At 43.8% G+C, this 22,097-nt stretch carries 17 protein-coding genes; 7 read left to right on the top strand and 10 right to left on the bottom strand.

Annotated features, from left to right (window positions below; all coding sequences use genetic code 11):
* Window positions 1-3: 3 nt before the first annotated feature.
* The 4 genes from BEL04_RS03475 (at window position 4) to BEL04_RS03490 (ending at window position 11,695) form a co-directional block, all read left to right on the top strand.
* Window positions 4-804, top strand: a complete 801-nt coding sequence (locus BEL04_RS03475; protein WP_066000244.1) for a hypothetical protein — start codon at window positions 4-6, stop codon at window positions 802-804.
* 167 nt (window positions 805-971) lie between these two features.
* A complete protein-coding gene (locus tag BEL04_RS03480; protein ID WP_139112906.1) occupies window positions 972-9,749 on the top strand; it encodes a glycosyl hydrolase 108 family protein in 8,778 nt (2,925 codons plus the stop codon).
* Between the two features lie 11 nt (window positions 9,750-9,760).
* Complete coding sequence (locus BEL04_RS03485) at window positions 9,761-10,162, top strand: lysozyme inhibitor LprI family protein (protein WP_066000251.1); 402 nt, start codon at window positions 9,761-9,763, stop codon at window positions 10,160-10,162.
* A 675-nt stretch (window positions 10,163-10,837) separates the two neighbouring features.
* Complete coding sequence (locus BEL04_RS03490) at window positions 10,838-11,695, top strand: toxin-antitoxin system YwqK family antitoxin (protein WP_175403991.1); 858 nt, start codon at window positions 10,838-10,840, stop codon at window positions 11,693-11,695.
* Between the two features lie 165 nt (window positions 11,696-11,860).
* Here the strand turns inward: BEL04_RS03490 and BEL04_RS03495 are convergent, their stop codons facing one another.
* From BEL04_RS03495 to BEL04_RS03530, 8 genes are all read right to left on the bottom strand, one after another.
* Complete coding sequence (locus BEL04_RS03495; protein ID WP_066000259.1) at window positions 11,861-12,418, bottom strand: DUF4256 domain-containing protein; 558 nt, start codon at window positions 12,416-12,418, stop codon at window positions 11,861-11,863.
* Window positions 12,419-12,428: 10 nt separating this feature from the next.
* Window positions 12,429-12,815 (bottom strand): DoxX family protein, encoded by a 387-nt coding sequence (locus BEL04_RS03500; RefSeq protein ID WP_066000265.1) that lies wholly within the window; start codon window positions 12,813-12,815, stop codon window positions 12,429-12,431.
* 6 nt (window positions 12,816-12,821) lie between these two features.
* Window positions 12,822-13,286 (bottom strand): SRPBCC domain-containing protein, encoded by a 465-nt coding sequence (locus BEL04_RS03505; RefSeq protein WP_066000267.1) that lies wholly within the window; start codon window positions 13,284-13,286, stop codon window positions 12,822-12,824.
* A 1-nt stretch (window position 13,287) separates the two neighbouring features.
* Window positions 13,288-13,611, bottom strand: a complete 324-nt coding sequence (locus BEL04_RS03510; RefSeq protein ID WP_066000270.1) for a helix-turn-helix transcriptional regulator — start codon at window positions 13,609-13,611, stop codon at window positions 13,288-13,290.
* 267 nt (window positions 13,612-13,878) lie between these two features.
* Window positions 13,879-15,117, bottom strand: coding sequence for a hypothetical protein (locus tag BEL04_RS03515; protein ID WP_066000275.1), 1,239 nt, complete (start codon window positions 15,115-15,117; stop codon window positions 13,879-13,881).
* A gap of 314 nt (window positions 15,118-15,431) precedes the next feature.
* Window positions 15,432-15,866 carry a VOC family protein gene (locus BEL04_RS03520; protein ID WP_066000278.1) on the bottom strand — a complete coding sequence of 145 codons (435 nt, stop codon included), beginning with the start codon at window positions 15,864-15,866 and terminating at the stop codon, window positions 15,432-15,434.
* A 34-nt stretch (window positions 15,867-15,900) separates the two neighbouring features.
* Complete coding sequence (locus BEL04_RS03525) at window positions 15,901-16,398, bottom strand: SRPBCC domain-containing protein (protein WP_066000280.1); 498 nt, start codon at window positions 16,396-16,398, stop codon at window positions 15,901-15,903.
* Window positions 16,395-16,715 (bottom strand): helix-turn-helix transcriptional regulator, encoded by a 321-nt coding sequence (locus BEL04_RS03530; protein ID WP_066003422.1) that lies wholly within the window; start codon window positions 16,713-16,715, stop codon window positions 16,395-16,397. The genes BEL04_RS03525 and BEL04_RS03530 overlap by 4 nt, the downstream gene beginning before the upstream one ends.
* Window positions 16,716-17,112: 397 nt before the next feature.
* Between BEL04_RS03530 and BEL04_RS03535 the strand changes: the two genes are divergently transcribed.
* Genes BEL04_RS03535 through BEL04_RS03545 form a run of 3 tightly spaced genes read left to right on the top strand, consistent with a single transcriptional unit; the run spans window position 17,113 to window position 19,671 of the window.
* Entirely contained in the window at window positions 17,113-18,105 is a 993-nt protein-coding gene (locus tag BEL04_RS03535) for an SDR family NAD(P)-dependent oxidoreductase (protein WP_066000282.1), read from the top strand.
* Between the two features lie 3 nt (window positions 18,106-18,108).
* Window positions 18,109-18,837: a glucose 1-dehydrogenase gene (locus BEL04_RS03540; protein WP_066000284.1), complete on the top strand. Its 729-nt coding sequence runs from the start codon at window positions 18,109-18,111 to the stop codon at window positions 18,835-18,837.
* A gap of 18 nt (window positions 18,838-18,855) precedes the next feature.
* Entirely contained in the window at window positions 18,856-19,671 is an 816-nt protein-coding gene (locus BEL04_RS03545) for an AraC family transcriptional regulator (protein ID WP_066000286.1), read from the top strand.
* Window positions 19,672-19,890: 219 nt separating this feature from the next.
* Here BEL04_RS03545 and BEL04_RS03550 read toward each other — a convergent pair whose 3' ends face one another.
* Window positions 19,891-20,961 (bottom strand): serine hydrolase, encoded by a 1,071-nt coding sequence (locus BEL04_RS03550; RefSeq protein WP_066000288.1) that lies wholly within the window; start codon window positions 20,959-20,961, stop codon window positions 19,891-19,893.
* Window positions 20,962-20,971: 10 nt separating this feature from the next.
* A complete protein-coding gene (locus tag BEL04_RS03555) occupies window positions 20,972-22,096 on the bottom strand; it encodes a serine hydrolase (RefSeq protein WP_175403992.1) in 1,125 nt (374 codons plus the stop codon).
* Window position 22,097 lies beyond the last annotated feature (1 nt).

Below are 22,097 nucleotides of genomic sequence, written 5' to 3' on the forward strand. Positions count from 1 at the left end.
CTTATGTTAAAGACATCGAAATATAAAGTTTTCATTATCGGTGGGATACTGGTTTTAACGCTGGCAACTGCATTGGCGTTTGCCATCAATCCCAGGATATTAGGCATTTTTAAGCCCAGGGAAACTCCACAGGCAAAAAAAGCGATCCCGCCAGCTGCGCTGGTTTATGATGAGGCATCGATCAGAAAGCTCGAAGATATTGCTAAGAACCTTGATTTTGGCAGGCCAACTTACACTATAACCGGAAATATTACTGTAGTAAATAAGGAAGACAGTACACAAACAATGAACGCGGTAGCATTTATTCTGTGTAAAAACAAAAATGAGTTTTACTATAAAGAAGGCGAGACCGAGACGATCAACCAGGGTGGAGCTTATATCACCATCAATGACAGAACCAAAAGAGTGCTGGTGTCACCCGAAAAGCATGTGAATACAATAAGCATTATTAATATCGATCAGATCAAGGAGGCGCTGCGATCGGAAAAATATCAGTTGCACAGCACAAAGAAGAACAATGAGGAGACTATTTCGATGCTTAACGAATATCACATCAGTTGTAAGGAATATAATTTAACATACGATACGGTAAGCAATAAACTAACCCGGGTTTATACACGCCTTACCAATATACATGATCCTTTAAATAAAGCTAAAGATAAGATAATCGATATCAGGTTTACCAGATCAGATAACCAGGCCGACATGAACGATTATGTCACCAAAAATAAAGTGATATATAAAAGCGGTAAACAATGGAATCTGACCGCTCAGTATGCTGATTATCAACTTATACAATTATAATTTTTAATGATCACGCGATGCACAGATCGATCAAAAATTTAATTTACACGATTTTACTATTGGGTGCTGTTTGTTATTATAACAAGGGATACAGTGCTATTGAGTCAAATTCAAACTTTACCGTTGGCGCGCTGAGTGGTTATGGCAGCGGGCATCCTCTTGTAATCATGGATGATAAACTCAATCCGGCTTCCGGGTTTGATTGGAGTTCCGGCGCGTCCACAACAAATTCTATTAAAAATTCAGTGTGCCTGCGGCTGATCGATAACGCTTTGATTAAAAATTGGGGAGCAGGCGGCGGGCCTACCCGCTTTGAAGTGGTGGTATCAATCAACTATTATTCCGACCCATTGCATCCAACTGTTGCCACAAATTCATCGCCTATAACTAAAACATTAAAAGTAAATTATGATGCACGGGCCGGCCATACCTACAAAGCAACTGATATATATGATTTTAGTGATATTTCGGGTTTTACCGGTGCTTACAAAATTGAAGTAACAGTAGTCAGTGCTACAAGCCCGGATATGACGGGAACCACTATTCCGCAGGTTTTGGAGGTTAGCGGTAACGTGGTTATTGATCGGCAGTATAATTTTGCCGCGACCAAAGCATTTAATATTTTCCCCCCGGTTCCATCTATAGGTGCAGGTACATCTTCGTCTAAAGCGTCGGGCCAGTTAAATTTAAGCTGGGATTATTTTCCCGGGATTGAAGAGTATGACCTGGAATGGACAACTGTTGATGAAGGCAGCGATAATCAAACCGTAATCGATAACCTTAAAACCGGCGCTTCGGTAGCCGATGCCGATCTGGACAAGCTATTTTTAAACAATGCTACCCGGATAACCACAGTCGCCCATCAATATACATTATCGTTAATGTATAATAACGATTACCTGTTGTTCAGAATGCGGCATGTACATTATGGCCCAGGCGGTATCAGGATAAGAGGGAATTGGATATATACGAATCAGGTAAGCAGTACGGCAACCACCCACCAATATAATTTTGTATACTTAAACTGGAATGAGTCGGCCTTAAACTGGCAATATTCGGCAGCTTTTGCCGAAGAAGGCAAAAAGAAAGAAGTGGTGAGCTATTTTGATGGAACACTTCGCGGCCGGCAAACAGTAACCATTAATAATTCGGATAATATAGGGGTCGTACAGGAAAACATATACGACCAATTTGGCCGTGCCACTGCAAGTATACTGCCTGCGCCTTTTAAGGAAGACGGTGGCGTTAACCCTTACCTGCATTATGTACCTCATTTTAATTTAAATGGCGCGGGTAATGCTTATAATTATGCCAATGTTATAGGTACCCTAACCGCACCTGGCTGCGACCTTAACCCGGATACATTAAACAGCAACCCGGCAGTTACCGGAAGCGTTACCAAAAAGGGTGCTGCAAACTATTACTCAAAATACAGCACATTTAAAACCGATAAACCTTTTTACGCCTATATCCCCGATGCCGACAGGCACCCCTTGTCGGTTACCGAATACACGCCCGATAATACCGGGAGGATAAAAGTGCAGGGTGGAGTTGGCACCATTTTTCAGCCGACATATAGTCTCGACGGCGGAATAACCAACCTGCAGGGTAAAGCCACAAGGTATTATTACGGCAAGCCCGAGCAGTGGGAGCTCGATCAGTTGTTTGGTAACGATGTAGGTTTTGCGCAGCAGTATCTTAAAAATATGGTGGTCGACCCTAACGGGCAAATCAGCATCAGTTATTTGAACGCCAGCGGTAAAACTATTGCAACGGCTTTAACAGGTGAGTCGCCCGGTAATGTTGATAGCCTGCAGTTTTCCAAATCGGGCATACAGGTACAGCACATTAATATTTTGAAGCCCGAACAGTTTGTATACGATGCTTCTGCCTCTAAATTAACAGCTACAACAACCTACCTGGCATCGGTAACAGGTACCGATACCTTGAGCTATAGCATTAAAAAACTGGTAGACAACTACCCGGGAGGGGCATTTAACATTTGCAGCAATTGCCATTATGAGCTAACCATAAAAGTGTTTGATGATTGTGGTAACAATATCATACCAGGCTTAACATTCCCTGTACAGATCGGGTCGACCACATCAAATTGTACAGATACCGTAACTTATAAAGATAGCTTCCCGGTTACATTTGGTGCAATAGGCGAGTACCACATTACTTTTGAGTTTGCATTTAACAATGAGGTTATAGATAATTTTACCGATAACTTTATTACCCAGGGACAGGCACAGGGAGCAATATCCACGCAGTTTAATTACATCAAAAACAAATACCTCAATTATATTGATGTATCTGGTTGCTATAGTGATTGCAAAACCTGTTCGACATTGCTGGGCGATACCTCAACCTTTATACCCGCTTTACGGCAGGAATGCCTCGCCATGAATATGGACCGGGCAAGCGTTAACAGCGCGCAATTTACAGCCTGGGCCGATAGTCTGTACAACAATTTAAAAACCCAATGTACCGCCTTGCAATCAACCTGCGATATGTCGCCGTGTACAAGCATACAGAATGTAATGGAGCAGGATGTTTCGCCTGGCGGCCAATATGCCTTATTTGATAATAGCGGCGCGGCGCTCGAGACGGATATCAATGTGTTGTTTCTTCATTTTCATGCGTCGACGACTTCTATAAGTGTATTCGATCCATCAAGCGCCCCGGCAACCGTGCCCGATGATGAAATAATAACCCTTGACGACGGCTCGACAATAACACCTTACGATCCTGCTTTTACCCTGCAAATGCTGGTTAAATACTGGAACCCGGCCTGGGCGGTGAAGTTTCTGCCATATCACCCCGAAATCTGCAAGCTCAATTTCTGCGATTCGATGAGCGTGTATGAAAATTGGGACGAAAGGGTAAAAACCTTTGCAAATACTGATAACGATATCAAAAATATTCAGGGCGCTCCAACAGGGATTACTTACAGTGATTTTTCGACCACAGAGCAGCTTGTTAATTTCGATCCTTTCTTTGCCGCCGGAGGACGGGGTCATACCTATTTGTCTGATATGGTTGCCGATTTAAATCACTATACCGCCAGGGTTTTAACAAGTACAGGGTCAACAACAATGCCCGATATCGACGTACTAAGGTATATTAAGTTTCTGTTATATTGTAATACCCACGGATCAAGTACCACATCAACCGATATAACCGATTGTACCCCGGCATGCCGCATTATCGACAGAGAATGGCAAATGTATCGCAACATATATTTCGAGTTAAAAGAAAAATATTATAATCAGCTACGTAATGCTACTTGCAGTGCCGCGTGCCCGGTTGGTTCTCCCTATCCATCCCAAATATCATCAACATGCCCACAGCCTACCGATTTTATTATAGAAAAATATACAGGTACATTTAGCTGTAGCCCTGGGTCGCAACCAATAAAGATATCATATGTTGGCACCCTTAATCAGCCCGTAACTTTACAGATGTATTATTCTACTGGTGCTGCAGGGCTACCAAGTACAATATCTCTGGATGCTACAACCCCTTATTACGTTTTTTGCGCACCAGCTACAGTACCTATAGAAACCATTCATATTAAATCGGTAGATTGTACAGCCATTGGTGTTACAAATAGTGTTGGTGGCGCGTTGCCTCAAATAACATTGTACAACGGGGATTCGGGCCCGGGAAGGAGTACTGATTGCGGCGGAAGTACAGAAGCTGAGACTTCGATGTCTATACCTTACCCTGTCGGATACGATATACACCTTGATGTTACCTATACCAATAGTAACGCGGGTTTTCCAGTACAAGAAGGTCCGTATACCTTAACTATACCCGCAGGACAGACGGTTTCGAATACGATTTCTTATCTGAGTCAAATATGGGACGAGGGCCCCGAAGGCTGTGCTAATTTTATAACAACACTTTCGTGTATAGGTAATGTTGCAAATGCGATACCCCCGTCAGGATACGATGTATGTCCTGATGCGCCACCAGCTACCTCCTCATGCTCGCAAACACTAGCTTTCAAAACACCCCGCTTCCCCGATCCTTATTCGGGGGCGTCGTCGATGCCGACGACTCTTGCCGGCGCTACAGCCGATAACAACGCTGCACTTACCGCCCAGATAAACAATACCTGCACCGGCAATGCCGACACCTGGATGACAGCGTTAACCCCCGGCCTGGACGAAATTGGGGCAACAACCACCACTCGCGATAACCTGCGCGCGCAACTGATACAGGTATGCGAGGGCGGAGGCGATATTACGCACCCGTTTGGCTCGAGTACTACGATCAATACCAGCGCTTCGCCAAATAGCTTTGCAGCAGCGATACAAACCGCGCTGGGCAGCAGCACATTTACACCTAAATTAAACCCCTGGCTTATTGATGCGCCGGTGCCTTATACCACCGTACAGCAAAATGTCAGCAAAACAATCAGCAACAGCAATGCCGATATCTGCAATCTTTTGAGCACCTTAACCAGCGCAGCAACCGCACATAGCCAAAGCCTTTACGACTATCTGGTGAGTACGTATGGCAGCGCCATGACGCTTACCAGCGATCAATTGTCCGTCTTGCAGGCATCGTGCAGTTGCGGGTACCTGCTTGCTAAGGATATTACACTGCCGGTGTTTTTAGATGTACCGGCAAAAGGCTGCATAACGCAGAGCGAATATGCTTCGGCCAAGGCTGCTATGAACAGCAATTTTGCCAGCCCGTTAACCATAAGCAGCGTAAACTACAAAACCATCCTCACCAATTACATGAACCAGAAGTTTGGCTTTGCCCTTACTTATGATGATTACATCGCGTTCGATGCGTTGCCTGCACCGCCTGATGGCCATCCCGATGCGCTTTTGTGTAATTCGCCGCCGTATACCGCAGTAACTGCCGATCCTTATAGTTGTGTTAAAGATGCTATGGCATCTGCTATTGCCAACGGCGTGCGCGACTATAACACGTATATAGCCGAACAGCGCGACAAATTCAAACGCGATTACATAGCCACCTGCTCGGCAGCGCAGGAGAGCGTGAACCTGGCAGCGCACTCACAGGTTTATCACTATACGCTTTATTATTACGACCAGGCCGATAACCTCATCCGTACTATTCCGCCGGTAGGGGTCGACCTGCTGAACACTGCAGAACAAGCCCGTGTGCAGCAATACCGGCTGTATGGAGGCGCCAATTGCAGCGGCAACGCCGATATGCCTGTAACCACATCCAACCTGAACACCGCCGTAACATCGATGGGATCTACCCTGGCTGCGGGTGGGGCTACCGAAATGTGGATATATAACCCGGCACCTGCCACAGCGTCGCAAATCACATTGCTATCCGGGGCTTCGGGTACTAACCGTTATTTGCTGCAACTGGTTACCATTAACAACCGCATGGGCGTATCCATTTACCCGATCACGATCGACCCGGCGCACCCCGAATACGTTACCTTTACGGCCAGCTCCATCCACTATACCCTTGATATAGGCAACCAACTGATACGCAACCCCTGGATGAACCTCGTGATCCAGTCGCTCGATTTTACCGGCGGCGGCTCGGCGGCTATTTATGTAAACGGCGTAGCGGCCACGGTTGTCGACCATAAGGCCTTGCTTGGCGGTACATGGAGCATGCAGGCCGGAACCACCAGCGTTAACTTTACGCAGAATGATATCGGCACCCTCAAACACCTGCGTTTTTACAGCTCGGCGCTCAGCCCGGCCGAAATTGCCGCTAACGCAGCCGATAATTGCTTCTTTATAGCTACCACGCATGCCAATACCCTTAACCAGGTTAGCGGCAGCCATTTGTGGTACCGCTTTAACATCCCTACCGACCCCAATGCCATAACCCTTACCGGCGACGGCAGTAATTTGGAGAGCCGCATAAACCCGGTTTACCCTAACCACGGCCTGCGCACCAGCTATGCGTATAACAGTACCAACCAGGTATTGCAGCAAAAAAGCCCCGATGGCGGCACCAACCGTTTTTGGTACGATTTGCTGAGCCGTTTGGTGATAAGCCAGAACGATAAGCAATACAAATTTGATGGTGTAACCCCTTCCAATAAATATAGCTATACCGAGTATGATATGCTGGGCCGGATAAGCGAAGTGGGACAAAAAACCGGCGTAAACAGCGTTACCACAGGTCAGCCTATTGCCGACTCTAATCACCCGGATTATATTAAAGATGCCGATATGGTTACCTGGAATTCCAGTACCGCTGGTAAAGAGCAGATAACGCATACTTATTACGATGCGCCTGCACCATCTGCAATAACCGGTATAACCAGCGGCCTTACGCAAAATAACCTGCGCAAGCGTGTTGCTGCCAGCGCCTATATGCCCGATCTGGCTACCGGCGTAACCCAGGCTACCTATTATAATTACGATCTGGATGGCAACGTAAGCACCCTTTACCAGCAAATAGCCGGTTTGGGGCTAAAACAAATTGATTACGAGTTTGACCTGGTAAGCGGTAAGGTAAACTTTGTACGCTACCAGGACGGCCACCCCGACGCCTTTTATTACAAATTCGATTATGATGCTAACAACCGCATAACTGCGGCCTGGACAGGTATTAAAGCCATGGTTGACCCTTATGGCGGCAGCCGCCTGATGCACGGATACAGCCGGGAGGATGCTTTTTACCAGTATTATCTGCATGGCCCGCTGGCACGGGTTGAGTTGGGCGGCAGGTACGGCCGCGTACAGGGGACCGATTATGCCTACACCCTGCAAGGCTGGCCGAAAGGCGTGAACGGTACCGCCCTTAACCCCGATACCGAAATGGGAACCGATGGCCGCTCGGGCAGCAACAATAACAACGTGCCGCGCGATGCTTATGGCTTTGCCCTGCATTATTTTGGCAATGCCGATTATACGCCGATTGGCGGCAGTAACCCATTTGCTAACGTACAGAGCACGAGTGGTTTTACACCATTGTATAACGGCAACATAGCCGCGCAAACCGTAAATATTAAAAAGCTGGGCGACCCATACCTGTACGTTTACGGTTACGACCAGCTAAACCGCCTGAAACGCAGTAATGCCTTTACTGGTTTGGATAGCGCCAGCAACGCGTGGACGCCGGTTAGCACCACCAACTACCACGAAGAATTTACTTATGATGCCAACGGTAATATTTTAAGCGCTTACCGCAACGGCAACAGCGGCGCGGCAGATGATATGGATAAACTGCACTATCATTATACCAGCACGCTTGACGCCAATGGCAAAATAACCGATAACCGCCTGCGCAGTGTAAGCGATGATATAACCAGTACCTACACTAACGACTTAAAAACCCAAAGCGATACCGGTAATTATAAGTACGACGCTATTGGTAATCTGATAGTAGACCACAGTGAGAAAATAGGCGATGACCCCATATTAACTCCTGGCGTTACCTGGACGGTTTATGGCAAAATACAGGGAATACATAAGTACGACCAGGTTACCCATGCACATTTAAGCGATATAAACTATGCTTATAACACTGACGGCCAGCGGGTAAGTAAAGGAACGGGTACAACAAATACCTATTATGTGCGCGATGGTCAAGGTAATATCTTGGCGCTTTACGATGCACCTGCCTCTGGTACAACTATACCTATAACTTGGCGCGAGCAGGATTTATATGGCAGCAGTATGTTGGGGATATGGCGCCCAAATGTCGACCTGAGCCTTACCCATGTTAACGATACAGTAGCTGACCGTAGCAATACACTTGGGTTGAAACAATATCAGTTAACCAACCATTTGGATAACGTACTGGTAACCATAACTGACCGACGTTTACAGGTAAGCGATAACCAGTCAACACCTTCGTTAGCTTATTTGTTAGCTGATGTGGTGACTGCCCAAAGTTATTATGCTTTCGGTATGGAGCAACCAGGACTGACCTTCAATAGTGGTACTTACCGTTACGGATTTAATGGGAAAGAGAATGATAATGACGTAAAGGGCGATGGTGATCAACAAGATTATGGCATGCGTATTTATGATCCACGACTTGGGAGGTTTTTAAGCGTTGATCCGTTGACAAGAGATTATGCTTATTACACACCTTACCAATTTGCCGGAAATAGACCTATTGACGCTGTCGATGTAGATGGGTTAGAAGAAAAAACAGTAAATGAGGCTGAGGCACCGCCTGTTACGTTGCCTACGGTAACGATTACTACTAAGCCCTTAAATATGCTTCATGAGGTATTGATTGTTGGCCAGAGAGATCAACCAAAAGCAGCCACAAATACTTCAACTGCAAATACTTCAACTGCAAATACCTCAACTGCAAATACTTCAACTGCAAATACTTCAACTGCAAATACTTCAACTGCAAATACTTCAGGTAGTAGTGGCAATAATAGCAACTTTTCAAAATATCAGGCTAGAGTATTTAATCATGAGGGCGGATATGTAGATGATCCGGCGGATCCTGGTGGGGCTACAAATAAAGGAATTATTTTTAGCAATTTTAAACAATGGGCAAAAAGTGATTTAGGTATAGAGCCGACAATAGACAATCTAAAGGTTTTAACTAATTCCCAAGCTTCTATATTATATAAAAAGCATTACTGGGATCGGATAAGAGGGGATGAATTTGAGAATGGAAGTGTTGCGTTTGCTATATATGATTGGTCAGTAACATCAGGTGGTGCAGTAAAACAAATAGAAAAACTTTTTGCTGTAATGACAGATGGTATTACGGTAAACAGTAAGTTAAGTTCTTCTGAAGTTGCCGCCTTAAATAAAATGGATGCGAGACAGGTATTTGACTTGATACAACAGCGAAGGCTATCATATTATCAAGAATTAATCGATAAAAGCGTTGAGAAATATAAACAGAAACATCCACAGGCGACAGAAGTAGAACTTAAGAAAAAAACCTTATTGAAATTTAAAAAAGGCTGGGAAAATAGGGTTAATGGTATTAAATTTGAAGATTAAATATTCAATGTATGAAAAAAATCGGAGTTATAATATTATTGTCCATGGTGTTTCTCGGAGAAAAAGGTTTTGGTCAAACTATCAAAACAATCGACTCTTTAGAGAAATCTTATCAAGCTTGTCTGGACAAAGGAGTGAATATGCTTGATTGTACTAAAGTTCATTATCAACAAATGGACAATATGCTAAATTTAGTTTATCAAAAACTTCATAAAAAAATGTCACCAACACAGTTTTCCCAATTAAAGGCCGAACAAATTGCCTGGTTGTCTAAAAGGGATAAATATTTTAAAAATATTCCTTTAGAACCGGAGGAAAAAGCCTTAGGAGCACAAGATAGAGAGATGGTAATTGTAGATAAGAAATCTGATTTTGTTAAGGAAAGAGTAATGGTGCTTTTAAAAAAACTATAAGCGCGCAATAGCTATCTTCAAACTATTCCTGCAGCCACGAGTAATATAATACACTTGTGGCTGTTTTGTATTAAAGCATTTACATTGTGCCAAAAAGACTCTCAACTGGCGCAAGTATGCAGCGTGGGCTGAGAGGGTAGAGTACTTGTGCCTAAACTGGGCATTTTTTAAGTCAGCCCGGTATGCTTATATTTAAGCAATGAGCACCAAATATAAATTTCATAACCAGGAGCAATTATACTGTATAACATTTGCGGTAGTTAACTGGATAGATTAGAAGATTATTTATACAGCAGTGCACGTAATTATTATGGCTTACCGTCCTTATTTAATGTGATACTACTCAACCCCAAAATGGTATGAAGTGAGAGTTGTCACAAGTACGCCACGCACATTCCTCCGCTGCATACTTGCGCCAGTTGAGGGGGGTACCAAACGAAGGTACTGAACAGCTTGGCGACACAGTAGAAATATATGACTTCATCGATACAAGTGGAATAGGTAAAATGAGAAAAAATACTAAATACCAAGAACAAAAAGGTCAGTATAGGACCTTGTTTATAAAAAAGAAAGATTGAGATGAGGAACAAGCGATTAATTACTGGTTTAATACTTTGCTTAGGTGTATTAATAATTGTGACGTGGGTTAACCGGGTAAATATTGAATGTTTCTATATGAAAATATTCAGCAAAACTGGAGAAATTAAACATGAAAATAGCCAGGGAAATGTAGATGGACAATATTGCAGTTTCGATAATGGTAAAATGCTTTTGAAAGCGGAGTATGTAAACGGAAAGATAGAAGGGTGGCTTTTTACGTTTTATCCGAATGGGCAAATAAAACAAAGGGCGTTATATAAGAATAATGTAGTACAAGGCATTGAAAGCGAATATTTTGAAGACGGGAAATTGAAATTGCAGCGAACTTATAAAGATGGATCAGAGGATGGCGCATTTTTTAAGTATTACGAAAATGGAAAGCTGCAAGACAAAGGACAAAAAAAGAACGATAAATTTGAAGGGATACAATATGGCTATTACGAAAGCGGGAAATTAAAGCATATCAGCAATTACCTCTACGGTAAACGGTACGGCGATGAAATTTTTTATTACGAAAATGGTAAGATAGAAGCCTACTTTGCATATGACATAACTGGGGAGAAGTTTTATATAGAAAGATATTCCGTCAAGGACAGTCTTCAATTAAGAGCGGGGCATGTGTTTAGTGCACAAATTTATTCAATTACAGGCAAAGGAGATTCCACTATAATTTTGGAAAACAAACACGCTTATAGCGATATAAAAGATTTGTATATTACAACAGCTGATTCGCCTCCTCTTGATATAGCTTATGATATTGTCATCAATGGTAAGGTCATAATTGACCCACCCCTACATCATAATACAATCAAAATAGCAAATGTTTTTGATAAAAATGGACCTTATAAAATTGAAATAGCAGGTAAATTTTTTAACGATGCCAATTCTGATATAATACACTCCGCTTCTGTCATTACCATAATTAAAAAATAAGCCATTTTGTTCTCCACGCTACCGCAAGCCCTCCCTCAACTGGCGCAAGTATGCAGCGTGGGCTGAGAGGGTAGAGTACTTGTGCCTAAACTGGGCATTTTTAAGTCAGTCCGGTATGCTTATATTTAAGCAATGAGCACCAAATATAAATTTTATCCCATCCAGCTAAACCCTTAACGAAGCCCGGAAACCACGTGCTGCATAGTACGAGTCGGCGCCGTTGTGGTATAAAAAAACCGTATCGTACCGGCGGTCGCAAAAAACGGCGCCGCCCAGCTTGCGGATATTGGCCGGTGTTTTAACCCAACTGGATGTTTTGAGGTCGAACTTGCCTAACTGCTGCAGCCGCCGGTATTCTTCTTCGGATAAAAGCTCAACGCCCATTTCCGCAGCCACGTCCATAGCGGTATTCTCAGGTTTAAACTCCTTGCGGGCGTTGTGGGCCTCGCGGTCGTAACATAAACTTCGCCGGCCTTTCGGGCTTTCGGGCGAGCAATCGTAAAAGGTATATTCGCCTGTTGCAGTATCGTAAGCAACAACATCGGGCTCACCGCCGGTCTGCTCCATCTGGTTAAGCGACCATAATTTTACCGGACTGGCTTCGAGCTTTGCCTGCACTTCGGACCAATCGATATCTTTATGGCGGTCGGTGTTTTTTTCGAAACGGGTTTTTAATATTGCCAGCAGCTCTTCGCGCTGTTGTGGCGATAAGTTCTTTTCCATCTTGTTTTACCTATTCAGTAAGTTGAACAATCTTCCGGCTAACCGGCCTGAAATACCACGACAAAATAATAAAAAGGGTTTGCATAATTGGCCCGATAATTTCTTTGAAGCCGTTATCGCCGGCAGCAAGGTGTGATACGAGCGCTCCGGTCATGGTAAAGAATAAGCCGGCGTAGGCCCATTCCTTCAATAATTTAAACCCTGGTATCAGGATGGCGATAACGCCCAGCACTTTCCAGATGCCGATGATCGTAAGGAAATATACCGGGTAACCCAAAGGCCTGATCAGATCGATCATCTGTTTGGTGTGAAGTATCTGGCTCAGGCCGCTTGTGAGCATACCGAAAGCAACAAAGGCTGTGGTAACCCAATAAATAATTTTGTTTCTCTTTTCCATAATTGGTTATTTTAATTTGTTTACAATTTCCTGAAGGCGGTTATGCGCCATGTTGATACCCTGTTTAAACGGAAGCTGCAGCATCTGATCGCGCAGCGCAGCCGACCTGTACACAACATGGATAGTCAGTTTACTGGTGCCATCGGTAAGGCGCTCGAATTCCAAAAACTCCAGTTGCACGCCAAAAGGAGCGTTCTCCATCTCAAAGGTGCGGGTGATCTTTTGGTTCGGCACAAAATCGTGAATGGCCCCGTTAAAACCATGCTTGTTTCCTTTCGGGTCGGTTGTTTCGAACTGGTAGCCGCCATGCTTCTTGTTTTCGAGCTTCAGCACTTTGGTTCCCATCCATTGCTCCACGATCCCGGCTTCGGTGTAAGCTTTGAAAAGCAATCCGACCGGCAGGTCAAATTCGCGGGTGATCAGCAGATCCTGCCTGCCGTCTTCGGCGGCGACTTTTGTTTTCAGTTCCATACTATTTATCCGATTTATAATTTTTCATGATGCTCTCCAGTTTGTTAAACCTGTCGTCCCACATTTGGCGGAAGGGTTCGATAAAGTCGGCTACCTGTTTCATGTTTTTGGCGTTGATATGGTAATAAACCTCACGGCCATTTTGCTGCTGACCGAGCAGTTCGCACTCAGTGAGTATCTGCAGGTGTTTGGATACCGTTGGCCGGGCAGTATCGAAATTGGCAGCGATGGCACCGGCCGTCATGGTTTGTGTGGCCAGTAACAGCAGTATGGCACGACGGGTAGGGTCGGCTATGGCCTGGAAAACGTCTCGTCGTAAATTCATTGTGTAGCTATTTGACTACAAATATAAATGTAGTTATTTAACTACACAATTTATTTGAAGATTTTTTTTAAATGAAGAAATGTAGAAGGAGGGAAGCCTTATTTTTAAGATATGAGAATTTTACTTTTACATCGTCTGGAAGTAAGGAAACAATCAAAAAATCTCTAAACAGGCAAACAGTTTTTGCTAAACGTATTTCCACGTTACAAAGGCCGATTTAAAGATCGGCGATCTGGACATTAGCCATCAACTCCCTGATATCTGTGCCTAAGGGGTTATTTTAGAATTTTTCCATTGATTAATGTCGCTGAGGTGGGTTACTTGGGGTAATACAATCTCAGCGGAATAAGGGTGCATTTTTATCAATAATTCCCGCAAGGTTTTTACGTTCGCCTCTTTAAGCTGCTGGTCGATTTCCTGCTGGGAATAAAGTAATTGGTAACGTCTGGAAAGTTCACTGATGAATTCGGGCGTATATATATAATTAATGATCGCCGTCTGTTGCATTTGCTCGATAGGTTTTAAAAATATAACCGCGTCATACGCATCGTCCATTTTGGTACCGGGTTTAACATTGAGCATCAGGTTTCCTACATAAGCATCTGTGCCAAATGGGGTATGATTGATATCAATTGCAACAGGGTAATTATTATATTTATCTGCGGCGTAGTCCCACAATCCATTAGCCATCCGGTCAAAATGATAGTTGAATCGTTCTGTTCCTGCTGCAGAGACGGATGTGCCGGGAGCAAGTTTCTTTACGGATTCTATAAACAAAGTGGCATTATTAATACGGATCGAATAAGTTTTGCCTGGATTCCACTCATTAAAATAAGTATTGCAGTTCCATTGCAGTTGACCGTTTTTAGCACTAATCGCCTTGTAAGCATGCCTTGTATTGGTTAAGAATATGCCACGTTCTGCTCCCTGGAAATGAAGCATGATATTGAGTATCGTCTGATACATATGGAAATCATAGTCGGCCAATGCATCACGAAAGGCGGCTAAGTCCTGCCTGTCGTTTATTCCACCCCAGTATACCGGAAAACCAACAGCGTAGACCTTGATTTTTTCGTTTGGCGGCAGTATTTGATTTACATGATAGATTGTTTTAAACAGGTCGAAATACGTTTGGTATGGAAAACCTGTGCTATAGTCGTCTTGAAAAGCACGAAAAAGTAATGTCGAATCACAAACCGGCGAGTTTAAATAGGCATTGATATATTTTTGGCTATTGCTCGGAACCACTTCTAAAAAAATATTGAGCTTTCGGCTGATAGAAGTGTCGCTTGCTATCTGCTGATAAAAAACAAATGGATCGGCCGCACTATGCAGCCCATCATCAAAGATCAGCAATGGATGGCTCGATAATTTTTCTTTTACAAATTCGAGAGGTCGTTTACCGTTTTTTACCAATGTTTGAAGATAGGGCAGATAACGTAGCGTGTCGGCTTTTTGAGCAGATACGGTTAACGGGAATAATACGAGAAACCATAGTTTTTTCATAGTCGTTGGTTTTTTGTCAGAAAATCCTAAGAGCACCTAAATATATACGAAATATTTCGTATATCAAATTTATCCTAAATTCTTTACAGAAAAAGAGTATTATAGTACATTTTGAACTCAAAACTATGGTGGCTATAGGTTGAAGTAAAAATGCACAGCGGCCGAAACAGCCTGCATTTATTTTGCCACAGAGTGGGGATGAGGTAGCCAACACCGCAAAATAACAATGCCCCAGCAAAGCCGGGGCAGTATTCAATTGGATTGATTTAACCAAGTCACATTACACGTAAGGGTCGCTTTTTCTTCGGTTAAACTTACCCGTTATAATTGGGGTCAAATTCCACAATCCATTCGATACCGTATTTATCTCTAAACATTCCGGCGTATGTACCCCAGGGACTGTCGCCAATTGGCCCTTCAACTTCTCCGCCTGCTGATAATCCGTTAAATATTTTATCTGCTTCTTCACGGCTCTCGGCATCCACGTATATTTTCGACCGGTTTTCATTCTCGCTTACACGACCGATAAACCCGGGAACATCGTTGGCTATTAACACGTTGTTTTTGCCAAGCGGCAAGCCGATGTACATGATTTTATTTGCCTCATCTTCGGCTATCTGAAACCCGGGGCCCGATAAATCCTTAAAACGGGTGATTTTTGTAAACTCGCCGCCGAAAACCGATTTGTAAAAGGTGAATGCTTCTTCGGCATTGCCGTTAAAGTTGATCCAGGGATTAATTGCTCTCATAATTTTTGTTTTAAATGATTGATTTTTCTATCTATTATTTCTGCGATAAAGTGGCTAACAGATCGTCCAGGTTTGTTAACGACATCGTAAAACCTATCCTGAAACCTTCCGATATTCTTTCCATCCGTTCAAGCGATTCGTTGTAAATGGTGATGACCACTTTTGTTTTGCCATCTTGTTCGCTAAAAGTGTGATCCCAGTCCGAACCCGGCAGTTCCCTGTTTTCGTCCTTATCGGCAAACGTATTGTACATCTTAAAATTGGTTTTCGGGGTAATGGAGGTATACTCCTGTACCGACCAGCGTTCCTGCCCGTCGGGACTGATCATAGCATAAAACCTACGCCCGCCTACTTTAAAATCCATATACTTGGTTTTGGCGCGCATTGGTGCAGGCGCTATCCATCGGTCCAACAGTTCGGCTTTGGTAAAGGCATCCCATACCAGCGATTGCCCGGCATTAAACTCCCTGGTTATATAAACCGTTTTCGCTGCTTTGTCAACATTAAAATCAAATAGCAAATCGTTGTTCATGAGTTCTGTGTTTTAATTGTTGTTAATAATTGGTCAAGTTGGTTAAATTGAGTTTCCCAGTTTTGCCTGAATTGGCCCAGCCAATGATCAAATTCCTGCATTTTCCTGGCATTAAAGTGATAGTAGATTTCCCTGCCGCTCTGTTCGGGTTTGATCAGATCGCATTCGTGCAATACTTTAATATGTTTCGATACTGCCTGCCGGGTCATATCAAATTTTTCGGCCATCGCGTTCGGTGTCAACGCCTGAATGGCCAGTAACGCTAAAATAGCCCGGCGTGTAGGGTCGGCAATGGCTTGAAATATATCCTGTTTCATTTTATAATAACTAAATAAGCAACCTTCAGGTTGCAAATATATATGCAACTTTTGAGTTGCGCAAATATATTTGCATTTTTTTACTGATATACGGTAAAATGACTGGAAAGCTTGGTGGTAAATACATTTGTTAGGATAACTAAACCGCGTGGTTTGGCAACGCTGCAAAATAAAAATGCTCCGGCTATTTGCCGGGGCGTCCATTCGTGCTAAGCGGGGTGAATGGTAATCTATTAGAACACTCAGCGGGAATTTTAGAGGTTGTTAAAGAAATATTAGCGAACAAAATAACCTTAATATTGGCTTGGCAGGCTCAACAAAGTAAATTGACAGGCTCAACAAAATTTCCATTTCTGCATCCATCTACTTTTGTCCTATAATATTAAACAAAAGAAAAATGGAAAAGAACAATTATCAGGGTGCGTTACAACACCCATTGAGCTCAGGATTTAATGCCGCCTCAACTGCAAGCGAAGTAATGGAAGGTATCGACCTGACTGGAAAGAACGCTATCGTAACCGGTGGTAATACAGGCATCGGTTTGGAGACCACCAGAGCGCTGGCCGCCGCGGGCGCGACCGTGATAGTACCTGCAAGAGATATTGAAAAAGCAAAGAAAAATCTGAAAGGCATTCCAAACGTAGAAATTGAGGCCATGGACCTCTTTCAGCCGGACACAATTGATGCGTTTGCAGCCAAATTCCGTGCATCAGGCAGGCCACTTCATTTACTGATCAATAATGCCGGTATCATGTGGGTGCCTTTGCAAAGGGATAGCCGTGGCATCGAATCGCAATTGGCAACCAATTACCTGGGACAGTTCCAACTGGTGGTCCGCTTATGGCCCGCACTGAAGAAAGCAACTGGCGCACGTGTGGTCAATGTTTCTTCCCAGGGGCATCATTTTGCGCCTTTCGATTTTGAGGACCCCAATTTTACCCGGCGTAAGTATGATACCCTTCAAGCTTATGGCCAATCCAAAACGGCCAGTAACCTGTTCGCGCTGGAACTGGATAGCCGCGCAAAAGCATTTCACATACGGGCTTATGCCCTGCATCCGGGCTCTATTGCCGGTACTGAACTGGCCAGGAACGCCGATATAGGACTATTTAAACAAATGGGTTTTTTGGACGAATATGGAAATATACGCCCTGAAGTGCTTGCCGGCCTGAAAACCATTCCGCAGGGGGCCGCTACTACCTTATGGTGCGCAACCAGCCCATTGCTCAACAACCTGGGTGGCGTTTACTGCGAGGATGGCGATATCGCTGCATTAGCTAATGGCTCGGGTACCGGTGGCGTACAACCCTATGCCCTGGACGAAAGCAACGCCAAAAGACTTTGGGACCTAACGCAGGAAATGACCGGTATCACCTTTAACGTACAATAAACCATGAAAAAATTAAAAGGAAAAATCGCGCTGATCACAGGTGGCAATAGTGGTATCGGCCATGCGGCAGCCCAAGAACTCAAGGCGAACGGTGCTGAAGTGATCATTACCGGCCGGAGAAAAGAAGCGGTAGAAAAGGCTGCCTTAGAACTGGGCGTTACCGGTTTAATCGCCGACCAATCAAGTTTATTGGATATAGATGGCCTTGCAAAAGAGGTGATCGAAAAGTTTGGTAAAATAGATATACTGCTAATCAATGCGGGAGTCATGAAATTTGCCACGATAGAACTCATGCCGGAAACTATATTCGACGAAGTGATGAACGTGAATTTCAAAGGGGCTTATTTCACGTTAAGTAAGTTTATCCCTGGTCTGAATGAAAGTGCCTCGGTGATCTTATTGTCGTCGACCTCTGCGCATATCTCGCCGCCACAAGCCTCGGTTTATGCAGCCAGTAAGGCAGCGTTAAACGCGGTAATGAAAATCGCCGCGGTGGAGTTAGCACCCCGTAAGATCAGGGTCAATGCGGTGAGCCCGGGTCCGGTAGCTACGGAAATCATGAATAAGATCGGTTTGAATCAAACTCTGGAAGACCATATGATCAGCACCATTCCATTGGCCAGATTTGGCCAGCCGGCTGAAGTGGCCAAACTGGTTGCCTTTCTTGCCAGCGATGACGCGGCCTTTATTACGGGGGCCGAATACCTGATCGACGGCGGCCAATGTATTTAAAAATGCTAAATTAGATCAATGGAACATATCTCCAAATATTTAACCAAAGACATCAAACTATCCTGTTACGAGGACAAGTTGTTCAAATCAGACCTGATGTTCGAGGATCATATGTTGGTCTGGTTCATTTCGGGCGAAACAAAAATTGTACAGGCTGACGCTACGTTTTATTTCAAAACCGGTGATATTTTCCTGATCCCAAGAAACGAACTGGCGACGATCATCAACTATCCCCAAAATGGCCTGCCGCATAAAACCGTGGTGATGCATTTATCGACCGAGCGTTTGAAAAAGTTCTATGAAAAGATCGGGGTCAGCAAAAATATGCAGCCAAAACAAAAAATATACAGCTTCAGCAATCACCCGCTTTTAGAAAGCTGCTTGGCTTCCCTGATACCATATTTCAATGTGGAAGGGGAGTTTCCTGAAAGCCTGGCTGCTTTAAAAATTGAAGAGGCCATCAGCATCCTGCGGGTTATTGACCCGGGCGTAGACAGCATATTGGCAAACTTTGATGTTCCCGGTAAAATTGACCTGGTTAATTTCATGCATCGGAATTTCATGTTTAATATGTCCCTGGAAAAATTAGGTTACCTGACCGGCCGCAGCCTATCGACGTTTAACCGGGATTTCAAGAAGCTTTTCAATGAAACCCCTCAAAAATGGCTCACAGATAAAAGACTTGAACTGGCGTATTACCACTTAACCGAAAAAAAGAAAAAGCCAACTGAGGTCTACCTTGAAGTAGGTTTTGAAGACTTGTCCCATTTTTCTTTTGTATTCAAAAAGAAGTATGGCAGGTCTCCAAATCAATTGCTGTCGAATATACAATAGCCATTAATTTCATGATATAAGATAAAAAGCCTGTAAGATAATATCTACAGGCTTTTATGTGTTCTAAAATTTGCTCAGCGGGGTGAATGGGTCTCTATTAGAACACCTTGACGGGATTTTAATTGTAATCAAAGATATATTAATGAATAAAAATCCTTAATTAAGTTCACTTGCAACAGCAGGCTACCAAAGGTTATCTAATAATTCTTGCTCAGCAGCCTAATCCTGATAAGCTTTACTCAAAAGCGTAAGTATCCTGAAATATTCCGGTATGGTCGTATTCCTTTCATAGACCGCTTTGGTCTTAATAGCAATTACTAAGTCAAGTTTAGGTAATACCGTGATAAAGTTCCCATAGGAACCTTGGGCAGTATAAGCACCTTCAAATGGCCCGGTGTTGTAGGGAGCACCTAATGTCCACCATAAATAGGCATAGCCAAAGGAATAATATTCGTCCTTATTTTCACGTGCCTGTTTATTGCTGGTAACCTCTGTGGTGATCTTTTGCACCCAGTCGGCAGGGATCACCTGTTTGTCTTTCCATTTTCCATTGCGCAGCATCAGATAGCCAAGCCTCGCCATATCTTCGGCAGAAAACCACATGTGGTAAGGTAAATATCTGGATTGGGTAGTGTCTCCCCGGGGTTTTTCCTGCGCATTCAAATCCCAGTCCTGCATTTGCAGGGGTTTGGCCAACATACTATCAACCAGCAGGTGAATTTCTTTGCCCGCAGCTTGCTCTAAAATATAGCCTGCCAGGTTAAAGTCCCAATTACTGTATAACCAAAATGTGCCTGGTTTTTTGCTGCCGCGTTTTGGTGCCAGGTAAAGCGCATCTCCGCCATTGCTTGCCGGATGAAAAATGCCGGAGCGCGCAGTAAGGATATCGTCGATCGTGGCAGTCTTTTCTATAGGAAGCAAGCCGCCGATATCATCGATGCCAAGTTGCCCGATCGTTGTTTTGAGATCGATCTTGCCACTTTCGATAAAAGGGCCATAAAGCATAGCACAGACACTTTTGCGGCATGAAGCGATATAACTAAGCTCTTTCAGGTCGCCATATTCAAAAATTTGCTTGCCTCCGTCAATGACCGTCATCCCGGTTATGTGCGTGCTGTCAGTAACATATTTCAGTAACGCAGCCATATGCTTGTTATCCCAATGAATGGAATCAACTGTCTTTTCCCATTTGACACCCGGATAAATAATTGTTTTTTTCGATTGCGCTTTTGCAGCGCAGACAAATCCTGTCAACAGCAGAACTGTAATCAGTAGTTTTAAATTTTTCATGCTATTTAAACTAATGCGCCATCATAAAGGCGGTTAGGTTATTGTTGAATATACTTCCTTTGTCACAGTTGGTGAAAAACACAAAACCAGTTCTTCTGGCTTTTAAGTATTTAAAACCCGACTGAAAATCACCATTGTTGCCCCCATGTTCATAGATCGTTCCATAAACTGTTGGCATGATCGCAATTCCCAGGCCCCATGCCTTTTCACCACTGGTGAATGCGTCATCGGTTGGCGGTACCTTTACCTGTTCTTTCAGCATTTCGTCCAAACTGGTTTTACGGATACCTTTATGTTCCATCAGGGCAATCAGGAAACGCGCGTAATCCATTGATTCTGTATGCAAGCCCCCTGCTGCCCCGAACCAACTTGAATCCTGTTTCGGAAAGGATATGGGCCAGGGTCGTCCGATGCTTTTTCCTTTACTATGTCCACTAACTTTATGTTGGGTTATATAGCTGTTTCCGCTGAAGTAAAAGTGTTGGAGTCCGAACGGCCGGGAGACCTCTTGCTGATACAGCGTATTCAATGTTTTTAAATCAACATGGTTTAAATAGGCTACAACCTGAGCCAAATAATGATAACCTTCACCAGAATAGGCGAATTGGGTGCCGGGTGTAAATTTCAGCCAAAGATCGCCGTACTTGACGTGTAATGCTGAATCCGGTTTTTCAAAATAGCGCCAATTCGGGAACCCAGCCTGGTGGCTCAGCACCATCCGCGCAGTTATTAACTTGTAGCGTTTATCCTGCGCGATATCCGGATAAGGCAGGTAGCGATATAATGGGGTGTCCAAATTTAACTTGCCTTTCTCTGCCATTTGCATTACCCAATAGGTAAATGCTGTTTTGGACATCGACGCCGCCTCAAAGATAGAAGCGTCATTCACCGGCGTCCGGGTATTGACATCATTAATACCCCATGCTTTGTGATAAATAATTTTATTGTTGCTGATGAATGCAATGGATAAAGCTGGCATTCCAAGAGAATCCATTTGTTGACTGATAAACCGCTCTAACCGTTTGACCGGCATATTTTGTCCGCTAAAAGTTTTTAGCTGTGCATTTGCCGGGTAAATTGTGCATGCCATCAGGCCAATAGCCAGCCAGTTATATATTTTTAAATCGCTTTTCATG

The organism is Mucilaginibacter sp. PPCGB 2223 (genome assembly GCF_001705515.1).
Taxonomy (GTDB): domain Bacteria; phylum Bacteroidota; class Bacteroidia; order Sphingobacteriales; family Sphingobacteriaceae; genus Mucilaginibacter.